Consider the following 14,845-nt stretch of genomic DNA (forward strand, 5'->3'; position numbering starts at 1 on the left):
AAGTCCTGGGCTGAACTGTTACAAAAAATAAAACAGACCGCATTTCTTCTATGGCAAAAGAAATGTGGTCTGTTAAATCAGGATTCTACAATATTTTATCAAATGCAGATTTATTTAATTGTAATATACTTTTTGTCCTCCACTGCGGGAGCTTCCTTCTTCGGAAATACAAGTTTTAAAACCCCGTTTTCAAAGCTGGCATGAATATCTTCCTGTGTTACGTTCTTTCCCACAAAGAAACTTCTCTGGCAGCTTCCCATGTAGCGCTCCCGGCGTACAAATCTGCCCTTATCGTCTTTTTCTTCCTTACTCTCATTGCGCTCTGCGGAAATGGTCAGATATCCGTCCTTCAAATCTGCCTTCAAATCTTTCTTCTCATATCCCGGCAGCTCTACTTCCATCTGATATCTGTCACCCAAATCCTGTATATCGGTAGACATACATGCAAGGCTGTTGCCCCGTTCAAAGGGCGAGCGGAATGCATCCCGGAACATATGGTCAAAAGAATCACCGAAAAAATCATTGCTGAGACTGTTATTAAAAATACTGGGTACTAACATAGGTCCTTCCTCCTTACAGATACTTCTGTTTATTATTTGTGATTACTGTTCTTTTATTCCAAAACAAAAGCAGGTTTTTCTGTTCTTCCGGCTGCCTCTGTTTTGTTCTATATGTAATATAACACTATTTATTAGCACTGTCAATAGGTGAGTGCTAAAATTGTGTGAAAATTTTGTGATTTCAGTAACAGTTCAGACGAGCTGCCCTGTTACTGATTTCTGCCAGAAAAGAATCCACCGCCTGCTAACCGACGATGGATTCTTTTTTCTCCCGATATCTGACATGGGCACGCTTACTCCTGAATGGATAAATGATATGGTTTTCCTCCTTTTCTCCGTCAGTCCTTCAGGACGTTTCCGTAATTGTTACAATTTCTTCTGCAAGGGCTTCTGCAAACTGCCGGTGTCCTTCCTCAGTCAGGTGCATATAATCAATGTCATTGGGTTCAGCCGAAATTACCTTATTTCCGTCCAGATAATGGCATCCCGTCAGTTCCGCTATTTTCCGAAATTCTTCCGCCAGTTTCTCTGATTTTTCTGCACATCCGCTCCCCATGGTTTCCGCAATTTCCGTATGGGCATAATTCCGGTGAATATTCTGAGGAGTCACAATCAGGATATTTGCCTTTCCTCCGCGCCAGCAGTCCACCGTCGCAATGGCTTTTTCCACCAGCCGCTTCAGCCCCAGGGCGATGCAGGCAGCGGAAGAACCGAACCGCTCTTTCGTATCATTGGTTCCAAGCATAATTACCAGCAAATCCACAGGTTCATGGCTCATCAGACAGGGATAAATATACTCCAGCCCGTTCAATCCTTCATGTATGGGGTCTGAAAAGCAGGTGGTACGTCCGCTTAATCCTTCTTCTATAATAAGATACTCTTCCCCCAGTTTGTTCTGAAGAAGACAGGTCCACCGCTGCTCTTCTCCAAACCTTCCTCCTGTCCGGGCACAGTAACCATGGGTATTGGAATCCCCAAAACAAACAATATGTTTTATCATGCCTGCCTTCCTTCCACTGCCTGGATAAACCGCTGAGCAATCTCAAGAGGTCTTGTAATTGCACCGCCTACCACTACTGCAAAGGCTCCGGCTTCCAGCATTTCCACCGCCTGCCGGGGACTATGCACCCTTCCTTCTCCAATGACCGGAATATCCAGGGTATCAGACAGTTTCCGAACCAGTTCATAATCCGGTCCCGGAAGTTTCGGTGTGTAGGAAGTATAACCGCTCATGGTGGTTCCTACAAGGTCCATGCCCAGCTTCCAGGCATTTACCCCTTCTTCATAGGTGGAAATATCTGCCATCAGAACAGCTTCCGGATATTTTTCCCGGACTTCCCGGATAAATTCACTGACCGTTTTTCCGTCTCCCCGCTTCTGCTCCGTACAGTCCAGGGCAATGACGTCCGAGCCGGCTTCCACCAGTTCGTCCACTTCTTTCATGGTCGGGGTGATATAACTCTCAAATCCTTCATACTGTACTTTAATCAGCCCAATGACCGGAAGCCCGGTTTCTTCTTTGATGGCCAGCACATCCCGGATGCTGCTGGTACGGATGGCCGGTGTTCCGGCCTGTTTTGCAGCCCTGGCCATCAGATACATAATGGATTTTTCCTCCACATACAGAGGTTCTCCCGGCACTGCCTGACAGGATACAATCACTTTTCCTTTTATTTTTTCAAAAATTTCTTCTTTTTTCACTGCTGTTTCCTCCTGACTCACTGTTTCTGCATTTTTAATCCAAATGCTTCTGCGCACGGAATGTTGCCTGACATCCCGTGCGCAGTTGTATACATATCTACCGGCAGTACTGTTCCATTGCCTTGTCAATCAGAGCCACACACGTTCTGACCTGCTCTGCATCTTCCGGAATCAGGGACGGAAGGGGTTTCCTTACACCGCCCAAATCCAGCCCCTCCCGGATTTTCAGAATTTCCTTAATTACGCCGTACATGTTTCCATGGCAGGCGCACATGGCATAAATCACTTCGTTTGCCGCATACTGCACCTTTCTGGCTTCTTCCAGATTTCCTGCTTTCACCAGTTCTTCTATTTTCAGATAAAGCTCCGGCATAACTCCATAGGTACCGCCGATTCCTCCGTCCGCCCCGATGGCAAGACCGGAAACAAGCTGTTCATCAGGTCCGTTAAACACCACAAAATCTTCTCCGCCTTCTGCCTTGAACATCTGAATGTCCTGAACAGGCATGGAGCTGTTCTTTACTGCAGCTACCCGCGGATTTTTCCTCATTTCCCGAAACAGGGGCATGGTCAGTGCAACGCCTGCAAGCTGGGGAATATTGTAGATGACAAAATCCGTATTGGGCGCCCCGGCAGAGATATCATTCCAGTATTCCGCAATGGCATATTCCGGCAGATGGAAATAAATGGGAGGAATTGCCGCAATGGCGTCTGCTCCAAGGCTTTCCGCATGTGCTGCAAGTTCCCGGCTGTCCGCTGTGTTGTTGCAGGCAACGTGGGCAATTACTGTCAGTTTTCCTTCTGCTGCTTTCATCACGTGTTCCAGCGTCAGTTTCCGGTCTGCGACGCTCTGGTAAATGCATTCTCCGGAGGAACCGCCCACATAGACGCCTTTCACACCTTTTCTGACCATATATCTGGTTAAAAGTTCCACCCGCTCTCCGTCTATATTGCCATGTTCATCGTAGCAGGCATAAAATGCCGGGATGATTCCCTGATATTTTTCTGTATTTTTCATTTTTTCCCTCACTCCTCAAAGCTGTTCTGTCAACTGTCAACCTATCCTGTATATACTTTCACTACTGCCTTTTTTACTTTGGAGGGTTCTTTGACCGCAAGTTTCACTTTATGGGCATCCTCCGGCAGGGTAATCAGTACCTTTCCCGGTTTCAGATGCATATAGTGCTCCACCGCACCTCCAACTTCCATAAGATCTGCTTCTTTATTCAAAGATTTTACTGTAACTGCGGAAAGCTCCGAAACACCCACCAGTTCTTCTCCGGTGATGGTTATGTGGATATCCGCATACCTTTCGTGGGCTTCAAAAAATGCCTGTTCCTCCGGAATGGTCTCGTATTCAAACACGTTCAGATAAATCAGATTACCGTCAATCTCATAGTGGCCCGTGTCCAGTTCTTCCAGCGGATGGCTGCACAGATACTCAATGGCCCTGTCCAGACATTTTCCCAGTCCAAGATAGCGTTTCAGACTGTCCAGTTCTGTATAAATCAATACGTCGCCCCCTGTCCTTCCAATCGTCCTGCGTTCTCTCTGGACTTCTATCCTTTTACCGCACCCATGGTAATTCCTTTTGTAAAGTATTTCTGGAACACCAGGAATACGATAATAATCGGAATAGCCGCCAGGGATGCGCCCGCCATAATCAGCCCGAAGTCCGTGGCATTTTCTGCCTGCAGCTTGGCGATACCAAGAGAAATGGTCAGTGTATCGGTACTGCTCAGCATAATCAACTGCATAAAGTAATCGTTCCATGAATTGATAAAGGTGAAAATTGCCAGCGCGCCGATTCCCGGCTTAATCAGGGGAAGGGCAATGGTATAGAAGGTTTTCCACTCTCCTGCCCCGTCAATTCTGGCCGCTTCCATCATTTCTCCCGGTATGCCTTCCGCAAACTGCTTCATCAGGAATACGCCGAAGGGCCATCCCACAATTGGGAAAATTACCGCCCAGATGGTGTTATAAAGTTCCAGAGAAGACATTTCCCGCAGCAACGGAATCAGAATTACCTGTTTCGGCAGCGCCATGGCGCACACAATCAGTGAAAACATGATGGTGCGTCCCACAAAACGTTTCTTTGCCAGCGCATATCCCGCCATAGCCGCGGTAATACAGGTAAGAATCATGGACGCCACGGCCATAAACACGGTGTTCAGAAGCCAGCGCATGGCTGCCGGTACCTCCGGCCCTGCGAAGCTGGTATCTGTAAAGGGAATGTGAATCTCCCACAGAGGCGCTACCTGACGGCTGAACAGTTTCTGATAATTATCCATAACCCATTCCTGAGGCCACCACTGAGGTGTTGTGGAATTGATGGCGGCAGGTGTTTTAAAGGAGCCTGTAATAATCCAGTAAAGAGGAAATGCAAATGCAAGAGCAAAAATCGCGATAATAATCACGGAAACCACTTTGTATCCGCCGGTCCGGTTTAATTTTTTATCCATAATACATCCTCCTCCCTTATTCTGATTTGGCCATCTTAAACTGTACGGCGGAAAGAACTGCGATGATAATTGCCAGGATTACACCCATGGCATTTCCATAACCGTAACGATACAGTTTAAATGCATTGTAATAAATGTAATACATAATGGTATCAGTGCTGTGGTTCGGCCCGCCGCTGGTCAGAAGCTGAATCAGTGCAAAACACTGGAAACTGTTGATGGTTGTAATAACCAGTATGTACAACGTGGTGGGCATAATCTGGGGCCATTTGATTTTCCAGAAACACTGCATTTTCGTGGCGCCGTCCACTTCGGCAGCTTCTACCAGAGACTGGTCCACATTGTTCAGCGCCGATACGTACAGCACGATGGGCTGGCCCACAGAGGTGGTGAGAAGAATCAGGATAATGCACCCAAGAGCAAATCTTTCATCTCCCAGCCAGTTAATATTCTGTTTTAACAGTCCCGTACTGGTTCCCACATAGTTAAAGATACCGTAATAGTTATTGAACATCCATTTCCATACCACCGTTACCGCAACAGAGCCCGTTACCACCGGAAGATAAAAGATACAGCGAAACGCCGAACATACCGGCCCTTTTAAATCATAGATAACGGAACTTACCCAAAGAGAGAAAATACAGGTAACCGGAACGGAAACAATCACGATGATAAAGGTATTTTTCAATGCCCCCATAAAAATTTCATCCTGAAACAGTTCTTTGTAATTGGCAAGCCCTACAAAAACATCCGCGCGATTCATGGTCGAATCAAAAAAACTGGTAAATACGCACTGTACCATAGGATAAATGACAAAGCCCAGAAAGAAAATCAGGCTGGGAATCATAAAGGCATAGCCTGCGATTGTTTCCCGGCGCACCAGCGCCCTGCTCATGGGATTCTTCTTTTTCATTAAAAGTTCCCCCTTTCCACATCCTTCAAAATTTTATAAAAAAGAATTTCGTTTTACGAAATTCTGCGCCGCAAATGCGTCGCCCTGGCGACATATTTCCTTTGCATTTGCGTGTGCATCTTTGTTTTTATCTTACAGGAAAGACACTTTCATGATTTAGCGTGACAAGGTCTTACCTGTTAAGATAAAAAACACCCCTTCCCTCAGATATTCACTCTTCGGGAAGGGGCGCAAATTCCATTCAAAATATCAGAATCTCTGCACTGCTTCCTATTCTGCCGCGCCGGCCGCTGCTGCTGCATTGGCGGTACTTACAAATTCATCTACCGCTTCTTTCACATCGGTCCCTGTTCCAATCTTCTGCAGCATATTCCACCATGCGGTACGTGCTTCTGCCCATCCGCCGACAACCTGATAGTAGTCGCCCATAAACGGGATGAATTTGGAATACTCTGTCATCAGCTCATCGCCTTCATAGATATTGCCCAGGTCTTTTACCGGCCAGTAGCTGGATGCTTTTACACTTTCCACAACCTGTGTTTCGTCATTTGCCATAAAGTCAATAAAGGTTTTTGCTGCTTCAATCTTAGCTGCATCGCCGTTGTCAAAAATACCGAATCCCCAGATACCGCCGCAAAGCTGCGGGTCGCCGCTCTCTGTGGGGAATGCCATGGGCAGAACATCAAAGCTGAGATTTTCCGCATTGTTCTTTTCCTGAGATACGTTCCAGCAGAATGCCATTGCCAGCGTACCATTGCAGAACAGGTTGATTTCATCGCCGCCCTGAATTGATGCGTCAAAGGTAATTCCTTCCATTCCGCTTAACAGTTCCAGTGCCTTGATATTTTCATCACTGCCTGCGGTATATTCCGTATGCTCCGGATTGGTAAAGGTTCCGCCATACAGGTTGTTAATCAGTGCACGTGTTCCCTGGTCGCCGCCCTGGCCGCCGCAGTAAACTGCTCCAACCTGTGTCTGGCCGGAAGCTGCAACTGCTTCTACCGCTTTCTGGAAGTTCTCAGTTGTCCAGGTTCCTTTTTCCGCATCCAGATACTGGAGTGCGTCTGCTTTCTCAAAGATGTCTTTGTTGATTGCCATGGTATGTGCAGTCATACACAGGGGGTATTCATAGAATACACCGTCATTGTTCTGACATGCATTTTCCACAGAATCATAAATTGCTTCTTTGGCTTCGTCTGTCCACAAATCGGAAAGGTCTACCATCAGCCCTTTTGCTCCCCAGTTTGCCACCAGACGTTCCGGTCCTTCCATTACAAGATCCGGTGCTTTTCCTCCTTCAATGGCAGTGTTAATCTGGTCGTCGCCATTGGTATAGTCCAGATATTCCACAGTTACATTGATGTCCGGATGAGCCTTGTTAAAGTTTGCAATCAGACCGTCCACGGTAGCGGAATCTCCCCAGTTTCCAATGGGATATGTCCACAGTGTAATGTCTGTGCTGTCTCCGGACGCTGCAGCACCCTCGTCGCCTTCGCTGTCATCCGCCTGGCTGCTGTCTTCCTTCTGGTCACTGCTGTCTTCCTTCTGAGTGGTGTCTTCTTTCTTGTTGTTTCCGCCGTTGCTTCCGCAGGCTGCAACAGAAAACGCCATCACACAGCTTAACGCCAGTGCCAGGATTTTACGATACTTCATAATTCATCCTCCTTTTTTACACATGACCTTTATCTCAGGTAGCTCATGTTATGTATTTTGTAATTTCATAATATAGTTAGTCGCACCATTTGTCAATAGATTTTTGAAAATATTTTTCATTTTATTTTAATTTTGAAAATTTCTAACATTTTTTTATCTATTTCATTGAAAGAACGTGACAGGTATGGTATAATGGCGGCAGATACTTATAAACTTTTCACCTGTTTTCAAAATCAAATGGGGGTTATCATGAGAATTTACAGAACAAAAGACTATGACGCCATGAGCCGCAAAGCGGCTAACATTATTTCCGCACAGATTATTACGAAACCGAACTGTGTCCTGGGCCTGGCCACCGGTTCCACGCCGATTGGCACCTACCGCCAGCTTGTGGAATGGTACAATCAGGGGGATCTGGATTTTTCGGAAATCACTACCGTAAATCTGGATGAGTACAAAGGGCTTCCCCGCCACAACGACCAGAGCTACTTTTACTTTATGAACAAGCATCTGTTTGAAAAGGTAAATATTGACAAGAGCAGAACTTTCCTGCCGGACGGTACGGAAGCCGACAGCGACGCCGCCTGCAGAAATTACAATGAAATCATCCATTCTGTGGGAGGCGTGGATCTCCAGCTTCTGGGGCTTGGGCACAACGGCCATATCGGTTTCAATGAGCCGGATACTTCCTTTGCCAAAGAAACCCACTGCGTAACTTTATCCGAACGGACCATTCAGGCAAACATGCGGTTTTTCGCGTCTGAAAAAGACGTACCCCGCCAGGCATATACCATGGGTATACAGACCATTATGTCCGCCCGCAGTATTCTGGTGCTGGTTTCCGGAGAGGACAAAGCTGAAATTGTAAAAACTGCATTTTTCGGCCCGGTAACGCCTCAGGTTCCCGCTTCCATCCTGCAGTTCCACAGCAATGTAACTCTGGTGGCCGATGAGGGAGCCCTGTCGCAGTGTCCCGATATCTTATAACAGAAAGGCAGACCATTATGACTGTAAAACACAAAATTATCCACGGACAGGTATTTCAGGAGGAAGGTGTATTTTCTCTCGGAACTGTTTATATCTGCGGCGACCGAATGGTATCGGAAGAAGAATATCAGGCTGCGCCGGGGGAAGAAACCGTTACGGACGCCTGCGGCAGCTATGTGATTCCCGGACTGACGGATATTCATTTCCATGGCTGCATGGGCAGGGACTGCTGTGACGGAACCACCGAAGCATTCCGTACCATTGCCCGGTACGAACTGCGCCAGGGAGTTACTTCCATCACTCCTGCCACCATGACCATGTCTGAGGAAGTCCTTTCTCAGATCTGTCAGGCAGCCAGGGACTTCTCCTGTCCGGACGGTGCAGATTTCTGCGGACTGTATATGGAAGGCCCCTTTATCAGTCTGGAAAAAAAGGGCGCTCAGAATGCGGCTTACATCCATCGGGCCGATACTGCCATGCTGAAACGCCTGCAGGATATTTCCGGAGGCTGTATCCGCACCGTTGTAGTAGCGCCGGAAACAGAAGGCGCCATGGAATTTATCCGCCAGAACAGCGGAACCATCAATATTTCTCTGGCCCATACCACTGCTGATTATGAGACGGCCAGAGAGGCATTTTCTCTGGGCGCTTCACAGCTTACCCACACGTACAACGCCATGCCTCCCCTCACCCACCGGGCTCCCGGCCCCATCGGAGCTGCTGTGGAACAGGAACACTGTATGGCGGAACTGATCTGCGACGGTGTGCACATCCATCCTTCCGTGGTCCGCGCCACGTTCAAACTGTTCAGTGATGACAGAATTATCTTAATCAGCGACAGTATGCGGGCTGCCGGCATGGAAGACGGTTCCTACGATCTGGGCGGCCAGACCGTAAAAGTCAGCGGCAATCTGGCTGTACTTGAGGACGGTACGATTGCCGGCTCTGTGACAAACCTGATGGACTGCCTGCGCACTGCTGTGAAAGACATGGATATCCCTCTGGAAAGCGCAGTGAAATGTGCGGCTGCCAATCCGATAAAAGCCATTGGACTCTGGAAAGACTACGGCAGCCTGACGCCAGGCAAATACGCCAACCTGGCCCTGCTGGACGAAACCCTTGCTCTGAAACAGGTCATTCACAGGGGCGTATCCGTATATTAAAATATGCGAACACACAAGGAGGACTCAGTATGTCCACAATGGTACTTGATATCGGCGGCACTGCCATCAAATCCGGCCTGTATCAGAACGGAGCTTTATCCGAAATCCGTGAAACAGCCACAGAAGCCGCAAAAGGCGGCCCTCATGTGGTAAACCGGGCCATGGAAATTATTCGGAAATATAAGAAGACATATTCTTTTGAAAAAATCGGTATCAGCACTGCCGGACAGGTAGACCCGGACAAAGGCTGCATTATTTACGCCAATGAAAATATTCCGGGCTACACCGGAACCATGTTAAAAGATATTATGGAACAGGAATTCCAGGTTCCCGCCGCTGTGCAGAATGATGTGAATGCGGCAGCCATCGGAGAGGCTGTATTCGGAGCGGGACGCGGGCAGAAAGATTTCGTCTGTCTGACTTACGGAACCGGCGTGGGCGGCGCCATTTTCATCAATGGAACTCTCTGCTCCGGATGCAGTTGTTCCGCCGGAGAATTCGGAGGAATTATCGTCCATCCTCAGGACAGGAATCCGGAATCAGATATTTTTTCCGGATGTTATGAGCGTTATGCTTCCACCACCGCCCTGGTAAAGGCTGCCATGGAGCTGGATCCTGCCCTTTCCAATGGAAGAGCCATATTTGAACGCCGGCAGGAACCGCCGGTCCAGCAGGTAATTGACCGTTGGATTATGGAAATTGTATATGGCCTGATTTCCATTGTCCATACCCTCAACCCATCCTGCGCGATTCTGGGAGGCGGTGTAATGGAGCAGTCCTTCGTACTGCAGCAGGTACAGGAAAAACTGTATCGGAATCTGATACCCAGCTTCCGCCATATTCAAATCAGAAAAGCAGAACTGGGCAATCAGGCAGGTATGCTGGGGGCTGCTGTCCTGGACGGCTTCTCCCCCTGACCACCCCCAAGGAGGCGATATTTTGAACGGCAATATTCTGGAATACATCACGGAACAGTATCATTCCCTCACACGCTCCGGCAAAAAGCTGGCAGACTATATTTTTACCAACACTTCCAGGGCCCAGTACCTTTCCATTTCCACACTGGCAGAAAACAGCGGCGTTTCCGAAGCCTCTATCACCCGTTTCTGCCACGGTCTGGGACTGTCCGGGTACAATGATTTTAAACTGGCGCTGGCAAAAGCAGCTTATGTCACCGATTTGGGGGATCCTTCCGACTCCCCGGAGACCATTACCTCGGAAGATACAATGAACAGCGTTTTTCACAAGCTGCACGCTTCCAATGTACTTTCCCTGAATGAAACGCTGGAACTTCTGGATGAAAGAGATGTGTCAAAAGCCGTGGATCTGCTCTCCTGCGCAGACCGGATATTCTGTCTGGGCCAGGGAGGCAGCATGGTTATGGCCATGGAAGCCTGGGCGCGCTTTTCCACAGCCTCCTCACGTTTTATCCATATTTCAGACTCCCATATGCAGGCCATGAATATTGCGCTGGCAACCTCCAGGGATGCAATTTTGTTTTTTTCCTATTCCGGCTCCACCAAAGATATGGAAGACATTATGAGTATTGCCAAAACCAGAAACATACCCATTATACTGATTACCCACTTTCCCAAATCCCGTGCAGCAGAATTTGCAGATGTAATCCTGCTCTGCGGTTATAACGAAAGTCCGCTCCAGTCCGGGTCTGTGGCCGCCAAAGTGGGACAGCTTTTCCTGATTGAATGCCTTTTTTATGTATTCTGTAAACGCAATCCGGAGCTGTTTGCCGCAGCCAGAACTGCCACTGCGGAAGCCATAACCAGGAAACTGCTGTAAAAGAAAGAACATAAAAAAGAATGCGCTTGCACATCCCGCCCGGAAGGCTTTATCTTATAGGAAATCTATACTCTTTAACACTTCACAGTAACACGGTATTTCCTATAAGATAAAAAAAAGCTGCCGCAAAATTGCGGCAGCTTTTTTGGCTCATGCAAATGATATCTATTCGGATGGTTTTGCAGTATCTTCCAGTCCATGTTGGGCCGGCCCGTTTATCAGCTTTCCCTCTGACGTAAAACAGGAACCATGGCAGGGGCATTCCCAGGTGTGTTCATCCGGATTTTCTTCCAGTTTACATCCCATGTGAGGGCATTTACCCGGAAATTTTTCCATGGAAATGGCCTGTTTTGACAGGCCTTTCACAGCCTGAATGGCATTTTCCGTAAAATTTTCAGACAATGCCGCCACCGGAAAGCGCCGGGGTGCAAAAACTTCTTCGTCTTCATGGGTTTTCCCGGTAATCATATCAGAAATTATGGACGCCGCTGCCATGGATGACGTCATTCCCCATTTTCCGAATCCTGTGGCCACATACCAGTTGGGAATTTCGGAGGAAAAATATCCGATATAGGGAACTTTATCCATGGGCATACAGTCCTGCGCAGACCAGCAGGCAATTTCCCGGCTGCCCGGAAACCACTCTCTGCCCTTTTTGCGGAGCAGCTCATATTTTCCGCCGGATTGGTTCTCTCCGGTGCGATGTCCCCCGCCGCCCAGAAGAAGAATCCTCCTCCCGTCCTGTTCCATGGTTCGAAAAGAATACCCCTCCGGTTCCAGACCCAGATACATGCCTTCCATCGGTTCCCATTCTGATATATCCAGAGCAACCACATAACTCCGCTCCTGATGCATTCTGAGAAAATAATATCCCGGCACAACCTGCCAGGGATAGTGGACTGCAAACACCACATGCTCCCCTTCCACCATTCCCCGTTCGGTAAACACACAGTTATTTTCCAGGCGCACTACCCTGGATTCCTCATAGACTGTTACTTTTTCGCTTATTTTCCTGATAAACTCCAGAGGATGAAATCTGGCCTGATTCTCAAACCGCACTGCTCCCTCCACCGGAAAAGGAAGTTCTGTGTCCGTAACAAAGGATGCTGCAATCCCCAGGGACTTTGCTGTCTCCACCTCCTGTTCCAGTTCTCCTCTCCGGCTTTCTTCTCTGGTATAGAGAAAGGAGGGGCACCGCAGGAACTGGCAGTCCACACGTTCTTTTTCTATGATACGGGCATAGTTCTCAATAGCCTGCTGGTTGGCATGGGCATACATTCCCGCCTTTTCGGCGCCGAATTTTTCCCGTAAATATCCATAAATCAGGTTATGCTGGGATGTGATTTTGGCGGTGGTATTGCAGGTCTGTCCGCCTGCAATACGCCCTGCTTCCAGCACCACTGTCTCCACGCCCTGTTCCTGCAGCAGATAAGCTGTCAGAAGCCCTGCCATGCCGGCCCCTATGACTGCCACTTTCGTGTGAAGTCCCTTTTCCAGTCTTCCCCTGCGGGGAATTTCAATATTTTTCTTCCAGACAGATTCCATACTATTTCCTCTTTTTTATTCAGTAGTATGGCTCAGTTTTTTCAAACTATGCATAAAACTGATTTTTCTATCTGGAAAACATGACTTTTTCACTGTCAAACATTTTCGTCAGAACAAAAACTCCGATTCCGGCATAGCAGATATTGGCCGCCACTGTCACAGCAATATTTACCATATTCATATTCAGTGAAAAGATTCCGTTCATGCACTGTACGCTGTTGTACAAAGGTATTAAAAACCATACCGGCTCTGTTTTGCAAAGGCTTTCCACCATGGAAGTCACTCCCAGAAGCATGGAAATAATCATAATGGGCGTTACCCATCCGGAAGCCTCCTTTACATTTTTGGCAAAGGCAGACACAATGGATACAATTGCCACAATCACCAGAACCGTAGACAGAATCACCAGAAGCAGCATCAGATAATCCTGTATGCCATAAACGTCCGCGTTAATTGTTCCCCCGTCTCCCATCAGTTTTGGAAACGACAGCATGGTGCCCAGAAAACTGGAAAGGCCGCTCAGAAGCGCGATAAAACTTAAGCTCACTATTTTCCCCAGAGCAAGGTGGCTTCGTTTCATGGGCGTTACCAGCAAAGTGGCAATGGTTCCCCTCTCTTTTTCTCCGGCGATGGATTCCGGCGCAATGGCCATACAGCCGCTGAACAGAAAGGCCATCATCAGCATGGGAATAATCATGGAAAACATCTGAGCGGCCAGGTCTTCCTCCGAGGCCAAATCATACCCTTCTCCTGGATTGACGTCAAATTTATTGGCAAGGGCAGATTCGTAGCCGTCCAGGAGCTGTATCATCATGGTATAGGCTGACTGGGAATCCGTATCGCTGGAATTGTAATAAACCTCCACTGCCGGAGCAGGCTGTCCGGAAGACACCTCATATTCTGCTATCATGGTATCGAAATCTTCCGGGAAAGACACCAGAAGATGGTATGCACTCTCTCCTTCTGACAGGGATTCCAGAATTGCTTCCTTTTCCTGCGCTCCCGACAGTTCCGTATATTCCAGAGGGATATCCTGGTTCCACATGGATTTCATGCTGTCCGGCAGAGATTCTACCTTTACCCTGGCCTTAAAGTCCTCAGCTTCGCCGTACTGGGAGGAAAATCCCTGACCCATCAGAGAATACATGAGATAAATCATAAGGCCTGGCATCAGCAGCGTGGTAAGCACCATTCGTCTGTCGGTAAAAAATCGTGTCAGTTCCTTCTTCATCACGGTCATCATATTGCTTTTCATATGGCCTCACCTGCTCTTTCTGCATAAATATCAAAGAATTTTTCTTCCAGAGATTTTTCTTCCGTTAAATGTTCCAGTGTATCACAGACCACCATGGTTCCGTCAATGATAATGCCCACCCGGTCGCAGATTTTTTCAATCAGACTGAAAATATGGGTGGATACCACAATGGTCTTGCCCTGTTCTTTCAGTTCCAGCAGGAAATCCGTTACCACTTTCGCTGTCAGTACGTCCAGTCCGTTGGTAGGCTCGTCGAAAATAATAATATCCGGATTATGTACAATGGAAATTACCAGAGACACCTTCTGCTTCATACCTGTGGAAAGATTGGCTACTTTCACTTCTGCAAATTCCGAAATCTGAAACCGGTCAAACAGATCCCTCTTCCGCTTTGCGGCTGTTTCTCTGTCCACCCCATGGAGTTCTGAAAAGAAATCGAACAGATAATTGGGGGTAAAAAATTCTTCCAGTTTCAGTTCGCTGGTGAGAAATCCAATCTTGCTGCGGACTTCCGCCGGATGTTTCACCACGCTGGTTCCGTCCACCAGCACATCCCCTTCATCCGGCGTAATCAGAGAAGCCATCATGCGCAGTGTGGTGGTCTTTCCTGCACCGTTGGAGCCAAGGAGCCCAAATACTTCTCCCTGATACGCGGTAAAGGTCAGATGATTGACCGCTACCTTAATCTTTTCTTTTGTTTTCTGAATCTTCTGCTGTTTTGCGGATATTTTAAACGTCTTTTTTAAATCCCGCACCTGTAGTAATTCTTTCATATCTATTCCTTTCTTTTTGTATTATTGTACTATTCG

15 protein-coding genes are annotated in these 14,845 nt (G+C 47.7%); 4 read left to right on the plus strand and 11 right to left on the minus strand.

Going from position 1 to position 14,845, the window contains the following annotated elements:
* Positions 1 to 110: 110 nt before the first annotated feature.
* From VSQ32_07560 to VSQ32_07595, 8 genes are all read right to left on the minus strand, one after another.
* Positions 111 to 560, minus strand: a complete 450-nt coding sequence (locus VSQ32_07560; protein MEH2942720.1) for an Hsp20/alpha crystallin family protein — start codon at positions 558 to 560, stop codon at positions 111 to 113.
* 346 nt (positions 561 to 906) lie between these two features.
* Positions 907 to 1,560 (minus strand): SGNH/GDSL hydrolase family protein, encoded by a 654-nt coding sequence (locus VSQ32_07565; GenBank protein ID MEH2942721.1) that lies wholly within the window; start codon positions 1,558 to 1,560, stop codon positions 907 to 909.
* Positions 1,557 to 2,261: an N-acetylmannosamine-6-phosphate 2-epimerase gene (locus tag VSQ32_07570; GenBank protein MEH2942722.1), complete on the minus strand. Its 705-nt coding sequence runs from the start codon at positions 2,259 to 2,261 to the stop codon at positions 1,557 to 1,559. Before VSQ32_07570 ends, VSQ32_07565 begins: the two co-directional genes overlap by 4 nt.
* A 97-nt stretch (positions 2,262 to 2,358) precedes the next feature.
* The gene (locus VSQ32_07575; protein ID MEH2942723.1) at positions 2,359 to 3,279 is read right to left on the minus strand and encodes a dihydrodipicolinate synthase family protein; all 921 of its coding nucleotides are present in this window, start codon (positions 3,277 to 3,279) and stop codon (positions 2,359 to 2,361) included.
* Positions 3,280 to 3,320: 41 nt separating this feature from the next.
* A complete protein-coding gene (locus tag VSQ32_07580; GenBank protein ID MEH2942724.1) occupies positions 3,321 to 3,773 on the minus strand; it encodes a YhcH/YjgK/YiaL family protein in 453 nt (150 codons plus the stop codon).
* 47 nt (positions 3,774 to 3,820) lie between these two features.
* Positions 3,821 to 4,723: a carbohydrate ABC transporter permease gene (locus VSQ32_07585; protein ID MEH2942725.1), complete on the minus strand. Its 903-nt coding sequence runs from the start codon at positions 4,721 to 4,723 to the stop codon at positions 3,821 to 3,823.
* 16 nt (positions 4,724 to 4,739) lie between these two features.
* Entirely contained in the window at positions 4,740 to 5,636 is an 897-nt protein-coding gene (locus VSQ32_07590; GenBank protein MEH2942726.1) for a sugar ABC transporter permease, read from the minus strand.
* 270 nt (positions 5,637 to 5,906) lie between these two features.
* Positions 5,907 to 7,289, minus strand: coding sequence for an extracellular solute-binding protein (locus tag VSQ32_07595; GenBank protein MEH2942727.1), 1,383 nt, complete (start codon positions 7,287 to 7,289; stop codon positions 5,907 to 5,909).
* Positions 7,290 to 7,538: 249 nt separating this feature from the next.
* Between VSQ32_07595 and nagB the strand changes: the two genes are divergently transcribed.
* From nagB to VSQ32_07615, 4 genes are read left to right on the plus strand one after another with little or no spacing between them, the layout of a single operon-like run.
* The gene (gene nagB, locus VSQ32_07600; GenBank protein MEH2942728.1) at positions 7,539 to 8,276 is read left to right on the plus strand and encodes a glucosamine-6-phosphate deaminase; all 738 of its coding nucleotides are present in this window, start codon (positions 7,539 to 7,541) and stop codon (positions 8,274 to 8,276) included.
* 17 nt (positions 8,277 to 8,293) lie between these two features.
* A complete protein-coding gene (gene nagA / locus VSQ32_07605) occupies positions 8,294 to 9,439 on the plus strand; it encodes an N-acetylglucosamine-6-phosphate deacetylase (GenBank protein ID MEH2942729.1) in 1,146 nt (381 codons plus the stop codon).
* Between the two features lie 29 nt (positions 9,440 to 9,468).
* Entirely contained in the window at positions 9,469 to 10,356 is an 888-nt protein-coding gene (locus VSQ32_07610) for an ROK family protein (GenBank protein MEH2942730.1), read from the plus strand.
* 22 nt (positions 10,357 to 10,378) lie between these two features.
* The gene (locus VSQ32_07615; GenBank protein MEH2942731.1) at positions 10,379 to 11,236 is read left to right on the plus strand and encodes a MurR/RpiR family transcriptional regulator; all 858 of its coding nucleotides are present in this window, start codon (positions 10,379 to 10,381) and stop codon (positions 11,234 to 11,236) included.
* A gap of 165 nt (positions 11,237 to 11,401) precedes the next feature.
* Here the strand turns inward: VSQ32_07615 and VSQ32_07620 are convergent, their stop codons facing one another.
* The 3 genes from VSQ32_07620 to VSQ32_07630 all read right to left on the minus strand — a co-directional run bounded on the left by VSQ32_07620 (position 11,402) and on the right by VSQ32_07630 (position 14,809).
* Positions 11,402 to 12,781 carry an FAD-dependent oxidoreductase gene (locus tag VSQ32_07620; protein ID MEH2942732.1) on the minus strand — a complete coding sequence of 460 codons (1,380 nt, stop codon included), beginning with the start codon at positions 12,779 to 12,781 and terminating at the stop codon, positions 11,402 to 11,404.
* 67 nt (positions 12,782 to 12,848) lie between these two features.
* Positions 12,849 to 14,036: an ABC transporter permease subunit gene (locus VSQ32_07625; protein ID MEH2942733.1), complete on the minus strand. Its 1,188-nt coding sequence runs from the start codon at positions 14,034 to 14,036 to the stop codon at positions 12,849 to 12,851.
* Positions 14,033 to 14,809, minus strand: coding sequence for an ATP-binding cassette domain-containing protein (locus VSQ32_07630; protein MEH2942734.1), 777 nt, complete (start codon positions 14,807 to 14,809; stop codon positions 14,033 to 14,035). The genes VSQ32_07625 and VSQ32_07630 overlap by 4 nt, the downstream gene beginning before the upstream one ends.
* Positions 14,810 to 14,845: the final 36 nt, after the last annotated feature.

The organism is Lachnospiraceae bacterium JLR.KK002, assembly GCA_036941025.1.
In the GTDB taxonomy this organism is placed as follows: domain Bacteria; phylum Bacillota; class Clostridia; order Lachnospirales; family Lachnospiraceae; genus Petralouisia.